Annotated in this window: 17 protein-coding genes; 7 read left to right on the forward strand and 10 right to left on the reverse strand. The window is 55.7% G+C overall.

What is annotated here, in order from left to right; all coding sequences use genetic code 11:
* Window positions 1-8: 8 nt before the first annotated feature.
* Window positions 9-776: a triose-phosphate isomerase gene (tpiA, locus tag B3511_RS01710; RefSeq protein ID WP_286772224.1), complete on the forward strand. Its 768-nt coding sequence runs from the start codon at window positions 9-11 to the stop codon at window positions 774-776.
* A gap of 36 nt (window positions 777-812) precedes the next feature.
* On the opposite strand, the gene B3511_RS01715 is transcribed toward tpiA, so the two are convergent.
* The 6 genes from B3511_RS01715 to cpxP all read right to left on the reverse strand — a co-directional run bounded on the left by B3511_RS01715 (window position 813) and on the right by cpxP (window position 6863).
* Window positions 813-2117: an SLC13 family permease gene (locus tag B3511_RS01715; protein WP_207292637.1), complete on the reverse strand. Its 1305-nt coding sequence runs from the start codon at window positions 2115-2117 to the stop codon at window positions 813-815.
* A 73-nt stretch (window positions 2118-2190) separates the two neighbouring features.
* Window positions 2191-2940 carry a CDP-diacylglycerol diphosphatase gene (locus B3511_RS01720; protein ID WP_207292638.1) on the reverse strand — a complete coding sequence of 250 codons (750 nt, stop codon included), beginning with the start codon at window positions 2938-2940 and terminating at the stop codon, window positions 2191-2193.
* Between the two features lie 105 nt (window positions 2941-3045).
* Window positions 3046-4035 (reverse strand): sulfate ABC transporter substrate-binding protein, encoded by a 990-nt coding sequence (locus tag B3511_RS01725; RefSeq protein ID WP_286772225.1) that lies wholly within the window; start codon window positions 4033-4035, stop codon window positions 3046-3048.
* Between the two features lie 131 nt (window positions 4036-4166).
* Window positions 4167-5129 (reverse strand): 6-phosphofructokinase, encoded by a 963-nt coding sequence (gene pfkA / locus B3511_RS01730; RefSeq protein ID WP_040078006.1) that lies wholly within the window; start codon window positions 5127-5129, stop codon window positions 4167-4169.
* A gap of 165 nt (window positions 5130-5294) precedes the next feature.
* The gene (fieF, locus tag B3511_RS01735) at window positions 5295-6209 is read right to left on the reverse strand and encodes a CDF family cation-efflux transporter FieF (protein ID WP_286772227.1); all 915 of its coding nucleotides are present in this window, start codon (window positions 6207-6209) and stop codon (window positions 5295-5297) included.
* A gap of 153 nt (window positions 6210-6362) precedes the next feature.
* The gene (gene cpxP / locus B3511_RS01740) at window positions 6363-6863 is read right to left on the reverse strand and encodes a cell-envelope stress modulator CpxP (protein ID WP_040078003.1); all 501 of its coding nucleotides are present in this window, start codon (window positions 6861-6863) and stop codon (window positions 6363-6365) included.
* Between the two features lie 150 nt (window positions 6864-7013).
* Between cpxP and cpxR the strand changes: the two genes are divergently transcribed.
* Both cpxR and cpxA read left to right on the forward strand, forming a co-directional pair.
* Window positions 7014-7712: an envelope stress response regulator transcription factor CpxR gene (cpxR, locus tag B3511_RS01745; protein WP_040078001.1), complete on the forward strand. Its 699-nt coding sequence runs from the start codon at window positions 7014-7016 to the stop codon at window positions 7710-7712.
* Window positions 7709-9082 (forward strand): envelope stress sensor histidine kinase CpxA, encoded by a 1374-nt coding sequence (gene cpxA, locus B3511_RS01750; protein WP_040078000.1) that lies wholly within the window; start codon window positions 7709-7711, stop codon window positions 9080-9082. Before cpxR ends, cpxA begins: the two co-directional genes overlap by 4 nt.
* Before the next feature lie 100 nt (window positions 9083-9182).
* Here cpxA and yiiM read toward each other — a convergent pair whose 3' ends face one another.
* From yiiM to rhaS (B3511_RS01770), 4 genes are all read right to left on the reverse strand, one after another.
* Window positions 9183-9857, reverse strand: a complete 675-nt coding sequence (yiiM, locus tag B3511_RS01755) for a 6-hydroxyaminopurine reductase (protein WP_286772228.1) — start codon at window positions 9855-9857, stop codon at window positions 9183-9185.
* Between the two features lie 66 nt (window positions 9858-9923).
* Complete coding sequence (sodA, locus tag B3511_RS01760) at window positions 9924-10544, reverse strand: superoxide dismutase [Mn] (RefSeq protein WP_003861999.1); 621 nt, start codon at window positions 10542-10544, stop codon at window positions 9924-9926.
* 152 nt (window positions 10545-10696) lie between these two features.
* Window positions 10697-11545, reverse strand: a complete 849-nt coding sequence (rhaR, locus tag B3511_RS01765; protein ID WP_263616684.1) for an HTH-type transcriptional activator RhaR — start codon at window positions 11543-11545, stop codon at window positions 10697-10699.
* 71 nt (window positions 11546-11616) lie between these two features.
* Complete coding sequence (gene rhaS, locus B3511_RS01770; RefSeq protein ID WP_286772236.1) at window positions 11617-12453, reverse strand: HTH-type transcriptional activator RhaS; 837 nt, start codon at window positions 12451-12453, stop codon at window positions 11617-11619.
* Window positions 12454-12754: 301 nt separating this feature from the next.
* Here rhaS (B3511_RS01770) and rhaB point away from each other — a divergent pair, with 301 nt between their 5' ends.
* The 4 genes from rhaB (at window position 12755) to rhaS (B3511_RS01790) (ending at window position 17496) form a co-directional block, all read left to right on the forward strand.
* Entirely contained in the window at window positions 12755-14224 is a 1470-nt protein-coding gene (gene rhaB / locus B3511_RS01775; RefSeq protein ID WP_286772237.1) for a rhamnulokinase, read from the forward strand.
* A complete protein-coding gene (gene rhaA, locus B3511_RS01780) occupies window positions 14221-15480 on the forward strand; it encodes an L-rhamnose isomerase (protein ID WP_207292642.1) in 1260 nt (419 codons plus the stop codon). Before rhaB ends, rhaA begins: the two co-directional genes overlap by 4 nt.
* 120 nt (window positions 15481-15600) lie before the next feature.
* The gene (gene rhaD, locus B3511_RS01785) at window positions 15601-16431 is read left to right on the forward strand and encodes a rhamnulose-1-phosphate aldolase (protein ID WP_040077991.1); all 831 of its coding nucleotides are present in this window, start codon (window positions 15601-15603) and stop codon (window positions 16429-16431) included.
* Between the two features lie 78 nt (window positions 16432-16509).
* Window positions 16510-17496, forward strand: a complete 987-nt coding sequence (gene rhaS / locus B3511_RS01790) for a rhamnose ABC transporter substrate-binding protein (protein WP_046886197.1) — start codon at window positions 16510-16512, stop codon at window positions 17494-17496.
* Window positions 17497-17567: the final 71 nt, after the last annotated feature.

The following is a 17567-nucleotide window of genomic DNA, read 5'->3' on the forward strand; positions in this document are numbered from 1 at the left end:
GAATTGAAATGCGACATCCTTTAGTGATGGGTAACTGGAAACTGAACGGCAGCCGCCACATGGTAAACGAACTGGTTGCTAACCTGCGTACAGAGCTGGCTGGCGTGACCGGCTGTGCTGTTGCAATCGCTCCGCCGGATATGTATCTGGACCTGGCTAAACGCGCTGCTGACGGCAGCCATATCGTGCTGGGCGCGCAGAACGTTGACGTTAACCTGTCTGGCGCATTCACCGGTGAAACGTCCGCTGAAATGCTGAAAGATATCGGCGCGAAATACATCATCATTGGCCACTCTGAGCGTCGTACCTATCACAAAGAGTCTGATGAGTTTATCGCTAAGAAATTCGCTGTGCTGAAAGAGCAGGGTCTGATTCCGGTTCTGTGCATCGGCGAAACCGAAGCAGAAAACGAAGCGGGCAAAACTGAAGAAGTTTGCGCACGTCAGATCGACGCGGTGCTGAAAACCCAGGGCGCAGCGGCCTTTGAAGGCGCGGTTATCGCTTACGAGCCAGTCTGGGCGATCGGTACTGGCAAATCCGCAACGCCTGCACAGGCTCAGGCAGTTCACAAATTCATTCGCGACCACATTGCCAAAGCCGATGCGAAAATCGCTGACCAGGTAATCATTCAGTACGGCGGTTCCGTGAACGCAGCGAATGCGGCAGAGCTGTTCACCCAGCCGGATATCGACGGTGCGCTGGTTGGCGGAGCCTCTCTGAAAGCAGACGCCTTCGCAGTGATCGTGAAAGCGGCTGAAGCAGCAAAACAGGCCTAAAAGCCTTTTTCCTCTCCCCAAACGGGGAGAGGAAACCTAGATTTTCCCCAGCAGGCTAAACCACAGATAATCCAGCGGCAGCAGAATCAGCCAGGTTGCCAACGCCAGCGCAATACAGAGCAACATCCCCGCCTTTGCCGGCACTTTTCCCAGCCCCATCGCAACCACAATCGGCGACGCCTGATACGGCAGCAGCGGCGTGGAGTAGCCCAGCACCTGGATCATAATCACCGACAGCAGCGGAAAGCCGGTGGCATCTGAGAAACTCTGCGCCAGGGTGGTATAGAGCGCAGGAACGCCGTTAGCGGTCATGATAAAGTTCAACGCGGTAGTAATGCCCGTCAGCGCCAGGAAGCTGGTGAAGGGGCTCTCTTTGTCCAGCGGCATCACCTGCAATAGCGCCTCGCCGACCGCGTTGCCGATACCGGTTTGAGTGACGGTGATCGCCAGACCCAGGATACCCGCCACATAGATGCAGGTGCGCATATTCACTCCGGCAGAAAACTCTTCACCGGTGATAAAACCAACACGCGGAAGCATCACGATCACGGCCGCCGCCAGCCCGGTCCAGGCGGGCCCAATGCCGTGCCAGCTCTCGCTTACCCACATCACCAGTACAGCTGCCAGTAGCCATGCCAGGCGCTTCTCATCTCGTCCCATGGGCTCTGACGGCGCCAGATCCTGGGGCGGCTTTGGCGCACCGGGGAACAGCCAGCAAATGAGGCCGATCAGAATCACTCCTTTCAGAATGCCAAGCACCGGAGTATGCAGTAGCAGATACGGCACATAGTTGAGGTGGATGCCATACGATCCCTCCGCCGCGCCGCTCATTACCAGGTTCGGCACGTTAGCAGGCAGGATGGTCGCCGAAAGCTGGAAGGTACCAAAGCCCACCGCCAGCGCCAGGCCAAACCATGCTCGTGAACCGTCTGCAATCCCCGCGCGCTTCGCCATCGCCGCCACAATAGGCATCAGCAGCGCAATACGGCCCATGTTGGAGGGCATCACGAACGCCAGCGCATAACTTAATAGCACCACGCTCGCTACCATCAGCATCCAGGAGTCGGTCAATTTAGTCGAGAGTGCTCTCGCCGCCCTGTCTGCCAGACCGGTTTTGCGGATAGCGACACCAAGCACAAATCCACTGAAAACCAGCCAGAAGGCCGACGAAGCGAAACCGCCAAAAATAACCTCAGGCGGCGCGATTTTGGCGGTCATCGCTGCGGTAAAGAAGAGCAGCGCGGTAATAAATTCTGGTAGAAGGGAGGTGGCCCAGAGCACGATGGTGATGCCAACAATGATCGAGGGCAGGAACAGAGGGTGAGTAAACCAGAGCGACATACCTGTCTCCTGTCGTTTTTTTCAGCAAGTCTACGGCGACAGGCAGCCAGAGACAACGCTATTTATAGTGGGGTCACTGCAGAATATCGCATTGATGATCCTGTAATTCTTCCGCGGATGCGCGGTTAAGCAGTAGCAGGTTGCGCTCGGTCGCCAGCAGGACAAAGGAGCCGTCAGCCTGCTGTGCCATCGCCAGTGCAAAGCGCCCCATGTGGTTGCGCGCTTCCGGCACCTCTTCCGCCAGCATCAAAAAGGGGCTGCGTTTGACCAGTTCGTTTTCCGTCACCCGACGTGCCAAATAGTCGTGCCCCGCCAGCCCGCCGGGAAAGGGAAGCCACTGAGTACTGATTTGCGCCTGATGCGTATCAAGCTTGATGCGCACGTCCGGGCGCAGGCAAGAGATATGAATATGGAAGTGGTTTTGCGTACGCCCGGTTGGCGAATTAATGGTGAGCGAGACGGCGCTGGCGGGCACCTCCGCGCCGCGTTTACGGCTCATAAAATTGCGCGCCTGCCATGCCAGCCAGAAGAAATTAGGCGTATGGGGCTCCAGCAGTAGCGGGCTTTCGGTACCCTTGATGCGATAAGTGGGCATCAGCAGATACTGTAAGGGACCGTTACGATCTTTGAATACCACGTAGCCTGCATCCGTTTTCACCTGCTCGCAGGGCGCGGGCTGGCGATGCTGCTGCTGATTGGGTACGCACTGCTCAAGCACGATGTGGCGAAGGGCATCCGGGTTGCCCGCCTTCATCCAGAACCCAACGCCTGCAGCGCCGACAATGACCACCAGCACCAGTAATATAAGCCCTGCTCTTTTCATTTCGCGTTCCCTGTTTTGACCAGAAGAAGAGAGTAACGCAAAAAAGTGACCAATAAAAAACCCGGCGGATTTCTCACGCCGGGTCATCGCCTTTTCCGCCAGATCTTAGCGTTTGCTGATCTGGTCGAAGGTACCACCGTTGGAGAAGTGGTCCTTCTGCGCCTTCGCCCAGCCGCCGAACACATCGTCAATGGTGAAGAGCTTCAGTTTCGGGAAGGTGCTTTCATATTTCTTCGCCACCGCCTCATCACGCGGGCGATAGTAGTTCTTCGCCGCAATCTCCTGCCCTTCCGGGGTATAGAGATATTTCAGATAGGCTTCCGCTACGGCTTTGGTCCCCTTCTTCTCGACCACTTTGTCGACCACAGAGACGGTCGGCTCGGCCAGAATTGACTCGCTCGGGGTCACAATTTCAAACTGGTCTTTACCCAGTTCGTTGGTCGCCAGCAGGGCTTCGTTTTCCCAGGCAATCAGCACATCGCCAATACCCCGTTCAACAAAGGTGTTGGTTGCGCCACGTGCGCCGGAGTCCAGCACTTCCACGTTTTTAAACAGCGCCTTCACGAAATCCTGCGCTTTTGCCTGGTCATTGTTGTTGTGGTGAAGGGCATAACCCCACGCAGCCAGGTAGTTCCAGCGTGCGCCACCGGAGCTTTTCGGATTTGGCGTGATAACAGAAACGCCCGGTTTAACCAGATCGTTCCAGTCATGAATCTGTTTCGGGTTACCTTTGCGTACCAGGAACACGATGGTAGAGGTATAAGGGGCGGAGTTATCCGGCAGACGTTTGATCCAGTTCTTATCAATACGACCACGCTCTGCAATGGCGTCCACGTCATAGGCCAGCGCCAGGGTGACCACGTCGGCTTCAATACCGTTGATGACGGACGTAGCTTGCTTACCTGAGCCACCGTGAGACTGACGGATCACGACATTATCGCCAGTTTCCTGTTTCCAGTGTGCCGCGAAGGCCTTGTTGTACTGTTCGTACAGTTCACGCGTCGGGTCGTACGACACGTTCAGTAACTGGATGTCCTTAGCCAGAACGCTGGTCGAAGCCAGCAATAATGTTAACCCTACGCTCCACTTATTCATCGCCCAACTCTCTAATGTGATATTTGATGAGTGAAGCGTGCCAGAAAGCGGACCATTGATTAAAGAATAAAAAAAGATTGGTTATAGCGATGGGGAATAAAAGCCCTCTCCGGACGGAGAGGGCCAGAGGATTAATACAGTTTTTTCGCGCAGTCTAACCAGTCACCTTTGAACGGACGCTTCATATTTTCAATCGCGTCGATGATGTCATGGTGAACCAGTTTTTCGTTCTGAATACCGACGCAGCGGCCACCGTGGCCCTGCAGCAGCAGATCGATCGCATATGCGCCCATGCGGGATGCCAGGATACGGTCGTATGGCCCTGGGGAGCCGCCGCGCTGGATGTGGCCCAGTACGGTCGCACGGGTTTCGCGCTTGGTTTCGGTTTCGATGTACTTCGCCAGTTCATCTACATCACAGATGTGCTCAGTGATGGCTACGATGGCGTGTTTCTTACCTTTCGCGATACCGGCTTTGATTTCTGCTACCAGGTCTTCACGGCTGAATTCCACTTCCGGCACTACGACGAACTCACACCCCCCCGCGATGGCCGCAGCCAGCGTCAGGTCGCCACAGTAGCGGCCCATCACTTCAACGATGGAGATACGCTGGTGGGAAGAGGAGGTGTCACGCAGGCGGTCAATCGCTTCAACGACGGTACCCAGTGCGGTGAAGAAACCGATGGTGTAGTCGGTACCTTTGATGTCGTTATCGATGGTGCCTGGCAGACCGATGCACGGGAAGCCCATTTCAGTGAGACGTTTTGCCCCCATGTAGGAGCCATCGCCCCCAATAACAACCAGTGCGTCCAGGCCGCGCTTCTTCATGTTTTCGATCGCCACTTCACGGATGCGATCATCGCGGAACTCAGGGAAACGTGCAGACCCCAGGAAGGTGCCGCCACGGTTAATCATATCGGACACGCTGTAGCGGTCGAGTTGTACCATGCGATCTTCATACAGGCCCAGATAACCATCATAGATACCAAAAACTTCCAGACCTTCCGTCAACGCTGCACGGACTACACCACGAATTGCCGCGTTCATGCCCGGCGCATCACCGCCGCTTGTCAACACACCGATTTTCTTAATCATGACTACCTCTGAACTTAGGAATGCAAAAATGAAATCTGTTGCCGGAAGACGTCTGGCGACCAATTTATACTGCAAATAGTATATCAATCACTTCCGGCTGAATTGATTCAGGTCAGACCCAATGGCGGTAATTTATCCACAAAATGCTGGCCTGGCTCACTTTTTTTACAACGAATTACGAAAGCTCAAATGGTCATTGCCTGACCTGGGTACGACTGAGCAGGGATCCTGATGAATAATGACATCTGAGCCCGGGAAACGCTGCAAAATCGCCTGCTCGACCTGCTCAGCCACCAGATGGGCCTGAACAAGCGGCAGGTTATCTTCCATTTCCAAATGAATCTGTATAAAGCGGGTCGGCCCTGACTGCCGCGTGCGAAGATCGTGCGCCCCGCTGACGCCAGGCCAGGAGATCACGATTTCAAAGATTTCTTGCCGTTCTGCGTCGGGAAGTGCCCGGTCCAGAAGCGCTTGTACCGCTTCGTAGCCCATGCGTAACGCACAATATAAAATATACACCCCGATACCTAACGCGAATATTGCATCGGCCCGGTGCCACCCGTACCAGGCGAGACCGATTGCAATAAGAATAGCGCCATTCATCATAACATCAGACTGATAATGAAGCATATCTGCCCGTACCGCCTGGCTTTGCGTTTTTCGCACTACCCAGCGCTGGAACGTAACAAGAACTAATGTGCTAATAAGCGCGATAACCGTCACCCCAACGCCTACGCCCGGATCTTTCATCGGCGTTGGGTTGAAAAGATGCTGGATGCCGGTCAAAAAGAGAAACAGCGCCGAACCCGAAATAAACATACTTTGCGCCAGCGCGGCAAGGGATTCTGCCTTACCGTGGCCAAAGGTATGTTCCTCGTCTGCGGGTTGCAGCGAGTAGCGCACCACCAGAAGGTTGGTGAGCGAGGCGGCAATATCCACCAGCGAGTCTACCAGTGCCGCCAGAATACTGACCGAGCCGGTGTACCACCACGCGAAAATTTTTATCAGCAGTAATCCCGACGCCATAATCGTCGCTGCGATTGCCGCCCGGCTTACAAGCCGTCCATAGGATTGATTCATAAACACTCCTGTCATGACATGCCGCTAGTATAACGGATGCAGGGGAGCCAATAAGATGAATAAAAAGTTAACGCGCGCGAATTTCAGGCAAAAAAAACCCCCACATCATGTGGGGGAAGACAGGGATGGTGTCTATGGCAAGGAAAACAGGGTTTACTGGTTGCTACGGGTATTGCTACTGAAAAACGTTGAGTCGGAACTCTTCTGCATCCGTGCAACCTCACGCAACTGATCCATCCGTTGCTGATGTTTCTCGTTCAGAACCGCTTGCTGCTCGGGCGTTAGCAGATGGAACATTTGGTTGCGGACCCGGGCCATCTCGACCTGGCGAGCAACCTGCTCTTGCGCCATCTTTTCTGCCTGAACGCGCACAGCGCTTTCATCAAAATTTTCTGCGGTGACAAGGCGGTGCATTGTCTCCATTTCGCTAACATTAACAGGGGGCTGGTCATGTCTTGCCCTCTGCATCAGATCTCGCATCTGTTGACGCTGATGTTCGGTTAAACTTATGCCGTCAAACATATGGCTTTGGCTGCTGGGTTGCGTAATGCCCTCACTGGAGGACTTGTTATCGCCGGTGATGACTCCAGCCGCCTGGCTTAAAGCACTAAACGCCAGTGTTGAGGCCATGACGGCAGCGGTAACTTTGCGCATCACTTGCTCCCAAAATCTTTCGTGTCGCGATTCAACGAGAGACAGTCTACGATTCAGGCTGCAAACATGCGTCAGGGGGTGTAAAACAACGTAAAGTCATGGATTAGATAGCCTTGATGACGTAATTTCTGCCTCGGAGGTATTTAAACAATGAATAAAATCCTGTTAGTTGATGATGACCGAGAGCTGACATCCCTGTTGAAGGAGTTGCTCGACATGGAAGGCTTTGATGTACAAGTTGCCCATGACGGGGAACAGGCGCTGGGTCTCCTTGACGATAGCATTGACTTGCTTTTGCTCGACGTCATGATGCCGAAGAAAAACGGTATCGACACCCTTAAAGAGCTTCGCCAGACACACCAGACACCCGTTATTATGCTGACCGCGCGCGGCAGCGAACTTGACCGCGTCCTCGGCCTTGAGCTGGGCGCAGACGACTATCTACCGAAACCGTTCAATGACCGTGAACTGGTGGCCCGTATTCGCGCGATTCTGCGCCGTTCACACTGGAGTGAGCAGCAGCAGAATACCGATACCGGATCGCCAACCCTTGAAGTGGACTCCCTGAGCCTGAATCCAGGTCGCCAGGAAGCGAGCTTTGACGGCCAGGCGCTGGAGTTGACCGGTACCGAATTCACCCTGCTTTATCTCCTGGCGCAACATCTGGGCCAGGTGGTATCGCGTGAACACCTTAGCCAGGAAGTGCTGGGTAAACGTCTCACGCCGTTCGATCGGGCCATTGATATGCACATCTCTAACCTGCGCCGTAAGTTGCCAGAGCGTAAGGATGGGCATCCGTGGTTTAAAACCCTGCGTGGCCGTGGTTATCTGATGGTCTCCGCTTCATGATAGGCAGCTTAACCGCCCGCATCTTCGCCATTTTCTGGCTGACGCTGGCACTGGTTTTGATGCTGGTCTTGATGCTGCCTAAGCTCGATTCCCGCCAGATGACGGAGCTTCTCGATAGCGAGCAACGTCAGGGCATCATGATTGAGCAGCACGTAGAAGCGGAGCTCGCTATTGATCCGCCCAATGATTTGATGTGGTGGCGCAGGCTTTTTCGCGCCATTGATAAATGGGCGCCGCCCGGCCAACGTCTTCTGCTGGTGACCAGCGAAGGGCGCGTGATCGGTGCGGAACGCAGTGAAATGCAGATCATTCGCAACTTTATTGGCCAGGCAGATAACGCCGACCATCCGCAAAAGAAAAAATATGGTCGGGTCGAGATGGTGGGGCCCTTCTCCGTGCGTGACGGGGAAGATAACTACCAGCTTTACCTGATTCGTCCTGCAAGCAATTCCCAGTCCGATTTTATTAACCTGCTATTCGACCGGCCGCTGCTGCTGCTGATTGTCACGATGCTGGTCAGCTCGCCGCTGCTGTTGTGGCTGGCATGGAGTCTGGCAAAACCTGCTCGTAAGTTGAAAAATGCGGCCGATGAAGTGGCGCAGGGTAACCTGCGACAGCACCCTGAACTGGAAGCGGGACCGCAAGAATTCCTGGCGGCAGGGGCCAGTTTTAACCAGATGGTGACGGCGCTTGAGCGGATGATGACCACCCAGCAACGTCTGTTATCTGACATCTCCCATGAGCTACGCACGCCGCTGACGCGCCTGCAGCTCGGAACCGCCCTGCTTCGCCGCCGTAGCGGAGAGAGCAAAGAGCTGGAGCGTATCGAAACGGAAGCGCACCGTCTGGATAGCATGATCAACGACCTGCTGGTGATGTCTCGCAATCAGCAGAAAAATGCGCTGGTGAGCGAAAAGGTGAAGGCCAATCACCTGTGGCATGAGGTGCTGGACAACGCCGCCTTTGAAGCTGAGCAGATGGGCAAGTCGTTTACCGTTAACTTCCCGCCCGGACCCTGGCCGCTGTACGGTAACCCTAACACGCTGGAAAGCGCGCTGGAGAATATCGTGCGTAACGCCCTGCGTTACTCGCATACGAAGATTGAGGTGGCCTTCTCGGTCGATAAAGACGGCATCACCATTAACGTGGATGATGACGGCCCGGGCGTAAGTCCGGAAGATCGCGAACAGATTTTCCGTCCGTTCTACCGTACCGATGAGGCGCGCGATCGCGAGTCTGGCGGCACGGGGTTAGGTCTGGCGATTGTCGAGACCGCGATGCAGCAGCACAATGGCTGGGTGAAAGCCGACGACAGCCCTCTGGGCGGTCTGCGGTTGACGCTGTGGCTGCCGCTGTATAAACGTTCGTAGCTCCCCCTCACCCTAACCCTCTCCCCATAGGGGAGAGGGGACTGCCCGGTGCGTTTTTTCACCCTCGCCCCTTTGGGGAGAGGGCCGGGGTGAGGGGCCGTTACCTCCCCCACAATCTCCGCGAATTATCCTCGATCTTCCCGCTAATACGGCGCTTCTGCATCGTTCTGGTCCAACTGGTGGACAATCCTGCCGCCGACAGCAGACGATGGTACTGCTCATCGTCAAACGGCATATGCCAGGCGATCGCGCAGGCATCGTACACCGACACATCACTCACGCGGGAAACGAGTTCCAGTGGGGCATCCGTCAGCACTTTCCCCGCCAGCACCACCCGGTACAGCCAGCCGGTTTTACCGGCACTTTGCAGCCGGGCGGACATATCCTCTATGCCAAAATGGTAGTTAAGTTTAAAGCACGGCGAACGCGGCTGCGTCACCTGAATCAGGGCATCACCCCAGCGGAAGATATCGCCGATAAAGACGTTTTGTTCGGTCAGCCCTTCGGTAGAGAGGTTCTCGCCAAACGCGGGGGCGACGAAGCGCTCCGCCTGCCCGGGAAATTCGTTCATCCAGAAAGCATAATGCTCGCGCGGATAGTGGCACAGCGCGCGCTCCGGCCCGCCGTGAATTTTCTTTTCAGCCTGCTCATCACCCACGAGACCGCGCTCGGTTAAGCTCAGCTCGCCGTCTACCTGTACTTTGCCGATAGCGCTGGGGCGGCTGCCTTCGTACTCCGTTACCTTGCCTGTAAACACGTTGACCGGGTAGTGCATCTCTACTCCTTCAGATACAAAAAAAGCGAGTCATCAGACTCGCTTCTCATTCAGGTCAATGCAACCTTATTTTTTAGCAGCGAAACGCGCAGCAGCTTCGTCCCAGTTCACGACATCCCAGAAGGCTTTGATGTAGTCAGGGCGACGGTTCTGGAACTTCAGATAGTAAGCGTGTTCCCACACGTCCAGACCCAGGATTGGGAAACCGGATGCACCAGAGATTGCTTCACCCATCAGCGGGGAGTCCTGGTTAGCAGTAGAAACTACCGCCAGTTTGTCGCCTTTCAGCACCAGCCACGCCCAGCCAGAGCCGAAACGGGTCGCAGCGGCTTTTTCAAACTCAGCTTTGAAGTTGTCCACGGAACCGAAGTCACGCTCGATAGCGGCTTTCAGGTCGCCCTGCAGGGTGGTGCCAGTTTTCAGGCCTTTCCAGAACAGGCTGTGGTTAGCGTGACCACCTGCGTTGTTACGCAGTACGGTTTTTTTGTCGGCTGGCAGCTGGTCCAGTTTGGTGATCAGCTCTTCAACCGGCAGGTTAGCGAACTCTGGCAGGCTTTCCAGCGCGGCGTTCGCGTTGTTCACGTAAGTCTGGTGGTGTTTAGTGTGATGGATTTCCATCGTCTGCTTGTCGAAATGCGGTTCCAGTGCGTCATAGGCATACGGCAGGGATGGCAGTGTATAACTCATAATCCTCTCCATTAGTGTCGGGCGGCACAGCTGTTAATGCCGCGTAAGCAGTTGGTTCATTATAGTTAATTAAATGATATTGAAAATGATTATCAATGCCGCACTCTTTGTGTGGTTATTAATTTATTATAAATGACTGAATGACGGGGCGATCATGCCGCCTTGCGGCTGCGCTGGCGCCACTGGACCGGCGTCATGCCCACTTCACGGTTGAACACCACGGAGAAGTAGTTACTGTCCTCAAAACCGCAGCGCATCGCCACCTCACTCACCATCAGTTCCGTGTGCTGTAACAGGTATTGTGCGTGGCAGATCCGCAGCTGGCGCAGGTAATGATTAACCGTCATACCGGTCTGCGTGCGGAACTGTTGGCGTAATGCCCGCTCGCTGCACTGCTCCTGCTCGCAGAACTTCTCCAGCACAAAGCTGCGGTTCAGGCTGCCCGCCAGGGCGGTGATGAGTTTGTCGAGAAGGGCTTCCTGCTCATTCGCTGAAGGGTGATCGGTGGCGTAACGAAAGCGCTTAAGCGTCATCACCAGCTGCGCGAAAAGGAGTTCAGACATTGAGTTAGCAAGGGGATCGCTCTTCTGGCTCTCTTGCTCCAGTTGGGCAATCACCTGTCGCACCTGAGTCATGCCGTTACTGCTCAGTCGCCAGTGCGGTTCGCCGCGCGCCTCAGTAAAACGCGGAATGGCCGCCGCCCAGTCGACGTTGAGCTTCAGCCTTTCAGGGCAGTAGATAACGTTCTGCAACACCAGGTCGTTAACAGAAGCGTAGGAGTGTTTATCTTCGGCACGAATGTAAAACAGGTCGCCGCGGGTGATGCGATAAGGACGGTCATTAAGCACGTGAAGCCCGTTGCCTCGCCAGACCAAAACCATTTCGCAAAACTCATGGGTATGCTCGGCAAAGACATTTTGCGGGTAGCGATCCGCCACGGCAACGGCCTGGCCGGTACCGGCAAAAAAGTCGGCTTTGCGAAGGATCAACTGAGCGGCCACGGTACACCTCAACGACTAATAACCGCTTATTATCGGCCATTTACGCTGAAAAAACGGTGATTTTCCTCGCGTTACTGAAGCGGCGTATCCCGGCCCTGGCGAATGTCGCGCGGGGACCAGTTAAATTCCCGGCGAAATAGCGTAGAAAAATGGTTACTGTCGCCGAAACCGCAGCGATAAGCGATATCTGTCACGCTCTCATCGGTGTGGCGCAACAGATGTCGTGCCTTAATCAGGCGTAAACGGTTGAGATAGCGCTGTGGCGTCGACCCGGTGTGCTGTTTCAGCTGGCGATGCAGGGTGCGCAGCGAAAGCGAAAAGTTATCTGCCAGCGTTTCCCAGCACACATCTTCGGCAAAATGGTCTTCCAGCCACGCCATCAGCTGATTAAGACGCTCATCGTTATTGCCCGCCTTTTCCATCAGGCTGCTACGGCGCAGCAGGACCAGCAGCTGCATAAACAGCAACTCATAACTGGCGATGGCATGGGTATCCCCGCCAGCGTCCATCGTCTCCATCTGGCTTACCAGCTGCCTCACCTGCTGTAAGGTGGACTGGTTAACACGCCAGTGCGACGGATAATGGCCGTCCTGCTCCTGCGGCAACAGCTTATTCAGTCCCGACAGAAACTGGAACGCCTCTGGCGAACGGTAGAGAACATTGGTCAGGCAGAGATTGTCGGTATGTTCATATAAATGCCGATCATGATCGCGCACAAAGCAGACGGTACCGCCGCTAATGGTGTAGGGCTGGCCGTTGAATACGTGTATGCCGGTGCCATGTTCCACAATCACAATCTCATGAAAATCATGATGGTGTTCTGGAAACGCCGCCTGAGGAAGCCGTGGCTCGATCGCGACTGGCGAACCTCCAGAAGGGAAAAAATCCACGCTGTGCAGTACGGTCATAACGGCCCCTACGAATGAGAAATGTTCTCAAAATAGTAATTAAGCCCCTGCGAACTCACCTTAAATTTTTGACAGCAAAGTGCGCAAAGCCTGTCGGTTTTTTAAGAAACGCGCGGAAAGATCGGGAAATGCGGTCAGGGTCACATCTCCTGAATTCCCGGGGATAACTGGAAACTGTGAACTCTCTCACGTTCACCTTCGCTTTCTTGCCAGCTGCCGATTTTGCCTGTCAGTGGCAAGAAGGTCTGTTTTTCTTCCCTTTCTTACACTCTCCGCTAATGACTTAAGAAAGGATCTGACCATGACTGTTCGCCATTGTGTGGCTGTCGATTTAGGTGCCTCCAGCGGCCGCGTCATGCTGGCCCGCTATGAACCTGCTCAGCGCACACTTTCGCTACGCGAAATCCACCGCTTTGTGAACTGCCTGCAGAAGCAGGACGGTTTTGATATCTGGGATATCGATAGCCTGGAGGCGGAAATCCGTACCGGCCTGAATAAGGTGTGCGATGAGGGTATGCGTATCGACAGTATCGGCATTGATACCTGGGGAGTGGATATCGTGCTGCTGGGCCACAACGGTGAGCGCGTTGGCCTGCCTGTTTCATATCGTGATGCCCGTACAGACGGCGTCATGGCCCGCGCCGTGGAGCAGTTAGGTAAAGCCGACATCTACGGCCGCAGCGGCATTCAGTTTCTCCCTTTCAACACCCTGTATCAATTGCGTGCACTGGTGGAGCAGCAGCCAGAGCTGACGGCACAGGTTGCCCATGCGCTGATGATCCCGGACTACTTTAGCTACCGGCTGACCGGGAACATGAACTGGGAGTACACCAATGCCACTACCACGCAGCTGGTGAATATCAATTCTGATACCTGGGATGAGAACCTGTTGAACTGGACGGGGGCATCTCCCCAGTGGTTTGGCACCCCGACTCACCCGGGCAACGTGATTGGCCAATGGGGCAGTCCGCAGGGCAACACTATCCCGGTGGTGGCCGTCGCCAGCCATGATACCGCCAGCGCCGTGATTGCAGCGCCGCTGGCCGATCAGGATGCGGCGTATCTCTCTTCCGGCACCTGGTCGCTGATGGGCTTTGAGAGCAAAACCCCCTACACCTGCGAGAAGGCGCTGGCGGCCAATATCACTAACGAAGGCGGCGCCGAAGGGCGCTACCGGGTGCTGAAAAATATTATGGGGCTCTGGCTGCTTCAGCGGGTGCTGAAAGAGCAGGCCATCAGCGACCTGCCTGCGCTGATTGCAGAGACCGAAAGGCTGGCGCCCTGCCGCTTCCTGATCAACCCCAATGATGATCGTTTTATCAACCCGGCAAATATGAGCAGCGAAATCCAGAGTGCCTGCCGTGAAAGCCATCAACCGGTGCCTCATCTGCCGGCTGAATTAGCGCGCTGCATCTTCGACAGCCTCGCCCTGCTCTATGCCGACGTACTGAGCGAACTGGCAGCACTACGCGGCAAACCGTTTAGCCAGTTGCACATTGTGGGCGGCGGCTGCCAGAACGCGCTGCTGAATCAGCTTTGCGCCGACGCCTGCGGGATCACGGTGATTGCCGGGCCGATTGAAGCCTCTACGCTCGGCAATATCGGTATCCAGCTCATGACCCTGGATGAGCTGCGTAGCGTCGATGAATTCCGAACGCTGGTCAGTCACAACGACAACCTCACCACGTTCACCCCTAATTCCTGCCATGAAATTGCCCGCTACCGGGCACAGTTTCAGCAAAACCGACTGACAAAGGAGCTTTGCGCATGACCACTCAATTAGAACAAGCCTGGGAACTGGCTAAACAGCGTTTCGCCGCCGTGGGCGTGGATGTCGAGGAGGCGCTCCGTCAGCTCGATCGTCTGCCGGTCTCCATGCACTGCTGGCAGGGCGATGACGTCGCAGGCTTCGAGAACCCAGGCGGCGCACTGACGGGTGGTATTCAGGCAACCGGCAACTATCCGGGTAAAGCCCGCAATGCCGGGGAGCTGCGCGCGGATCTGGAGTTGGCCCTGAGCCTCATCCCCGGGCCTAAGCGCCTTAACCTGCATGCCATCTACCTTGAATCCGACGAGCCCATCGCCCGTAACAAAATCAAGCCGGAACACTTTAAAAACTGGGTGGAGTGGGCAAAAGCAAACAAGCTGGGTCTGGATTTTAACCCCTCCTGCTTCTCCCACCCGCTCAGCGCGGATGGCTTTACCCTTGCCCATATTGATGACGAGATTCGCCAGTTCTGGATCGAGCACGTGCAGGCCTGCCGTCGTATCTCGGCTTACTTCGGCGAGCAGCTTGGCACGCCATCGGTGATGAACATCTGGGTCCCGGACGGCATGAAAGACATCACCGTCGACCGCCTCGCGCCGCGTCAGCGTCTGCTGAATGCGCTGGATGAGGCGATCAGCGAGAAACTTAACCCGGCGCACCACATCGACGCCGTAGAGAGCAAGCTGTTCGGCATTGGCGCAGAGAGCTATACCGTGGGCTCCGGCGAGTTCTACATGGGTTACGCCACCAGCCGCCAGACGGCATTGTGTCTGGATGCCGGCCACTTCCACCCAACCGAAGTGATCTCCGACAAAATTTCCGCCGCCATGCTCTACGTGCCGCGCCTGCTGCTGCATGTAAGCCGCCCGGTGCGCTGGGACAGTGACCACGTCGTGCTGCTGGATGACGAGACCCAGGCCATTGCCAGCGAGATTATCCGCCACGACCTGTTCGACCGCGTGCACATCGGCCTCGACTTCTTTGATGCCTCTATCAACCGCATCGCGGCATGGGTTATCGGCACCCGCAATATGAAGAAAGCCCTGCTGCGCGCCCTGCTGGAGCCAACTGCGGAGCTGAAGAAACTGGAAGCGCAAGGCGATTACACCGCGCGTCTGGCGCTGCTGGAAGAGCAAAAATCACTGCCATGGCAGGCCGTCTGGGAGATGTACTGCCAGCGTAATGACACGCCGGCAGGCAGCCAGTGGCTGAATAACGTGCGGGCGTATGAGAAAGACGTGCTGAGTCAGCGCGGATAACTGCCCCCTCACCCCTGCCCTCTCCCCAAAGAGGAGAGGGTGTTCAAATTCCCTCGCCCCTTTGGGGAGAGGGTTAGGGTGAGGGGTGTTACCTCACCGCGATAACTGGAAAAGAAAACTATGCAGACCATCACTAACGCCTGGTTCGTCCAGGGCATGATTAAAGCCACTTCCGATGCCTGGCTGAAAGGCTGGGATGAGCGCAACGGCGGTAACCTGACGCTGCGTCTTGATGACGCAGATATCGCGCCGTTTGAAGCGGATTTTCACCAGAATCCGCGTTATATCGCGCTGAGCCAGCCTATGCCTTTGTTGGCGAATACCCCTTTTATCGTAACCGGTTCCGGTAAGTTCTTCCGCAACGTGCAGCTCGACCCGACCGCAAACTTAGGCGTGGTAAAAGTGGACAGCGACGGCGCGGGGTACCACATTCTTTGGGGGCTCACAAACGAAGCGGTGCCAACCTCAGAGCTGCCGGCACACTTCCTCTCCCACTGCGAGCGCATTAAGGCGACTCATGGCAAAGACCGGGTGATCATGCACTGCCACGCAACGAATCTGATCGCCCTGACCTATGTGCTGGAAAACAATACCGACTTCATTACCCGCAAACTGTGGGAAGGCAGTACCGAGTGTCTGGTGGTATTCCCGGACGGGGTTGGCATCTTACCGTGGATGGTACCGGGCACCGATGAGATCGGCGAAGCCACTGCGCAAGAGATGCAGAAGCATTCGCTGGTGCTGTGGCCATTCCACGGGGTATTTGGCAGCGGTCCAACGCTGGATGAAACCTTCGGTCTGATCGACACCGCCGAGAAGTCCGCAGAAGTACTGGTAAAAGTCTATTCCATGGGGGGGATGAAACAGACCATCACCCGGGAAGAGTTGATTGCGCTGGGCAAACGCTTTGACGTCACCCCTATGCAGTCGGCGTTAGATCTCTACAAATAAGAACATCGCGCCCCGCTCACAGAGACGGGGCGAAACTTACCTGCAATCCCTACAACTGACTCAAGTGGAGTAAAAGCAATGAAAATAAAGACAAGCTTGATCCTCACCGTTGCCGCGCTGGCGTTGTCCGGTTCCGCTCTGGCGGAAGTTAAAATTGCCCTGGTGGCAAAATCGTTAGGTAATGGGTTCTTCGAAGCCGCCAACGTGGGCGCGCAAGAGGCAGCCAAAGAGTTAGGTGATGTTAAAGTCATTTATACCGGGCCGACCACCACCACCGCTGAAGCGCAGATCGAAGTGCTGAACGGTTTGATCGCCCAGGGGGTGGATGCGATCGCCATCTCCGCCAACGATCCTGATGCGCTGGTGCCGGTGCTGAAAAAAGCGATGCAGCGCGGTATTAAAGTCGTTTCCTGGGACTCTGGCGTGGCGAAAGCCGGTCGTCAGATCCACCTGAATCCTTCCAATAACGCCCTGATCGGCGAAACCAACGTGAAGCTGGCAGCCGACGCGCTGAAAGCCCTGAACGCGGAAAAAGGCGAAGTGGCCGTACTGAGCGCCACCCCCACCTCAACCAACCAGAATACCTGGATTGCCGAGATGAAAAAGGTGCTGCCACAGTACCCGTCCGTCAATCTGGTGACCGTGGCCTACGGCGACGATCTTTCTGATAAGAGCTATCGCGAAGCGGTGGGCCTGCTGAAAACGTATCCGGATCTGAAAGTGATCGTCTCGCCCTCCTCCGTAGGTATTGTCGCCGCCGCCCAGGCGGTGAAAGACCAGGGCAAGATAGGCAAAGTGTACGTCACCGGTTTAGGTCTGCCGTCTGAAATGGCGGGCGCGGTGAAATCGGGCGCCAGCAAAAGCTTCGCTATCTGGAATCCGATTGACCTTGGCTACGCCGCTACCTATCTGGCGGATGATCTGGTGAAAGGCACCGCCACCAAAGGCGAAGCCAGCATGGGCAGACTGGGCAAAGTGAAGCTGGATGCCGATGGCAACGGCGCCATGGCTGAGCCGTTTGTTTACGATGCCAGCAACATTGATAAGTTCTCGAAGATTTTCTAATCCTTTCTCCCTCTCCCTGTGGGAGAGGGTTGGGGTGAGGGCATCAGGCCGCACTTCCCCTACCCTTCTCC

It is taken from the genome of Leclercia sp. UBA1284 (assembly GCF_002308415.1).
In the GTDB taxonomy this organism is placed as follows: domain Bacteria; phylum Pseudomonadota; class Gammaproteobacteria; order Enterobacterales; family Enterobacteriaceae; genus Enterobacter; species Enterobacter pneumoniae.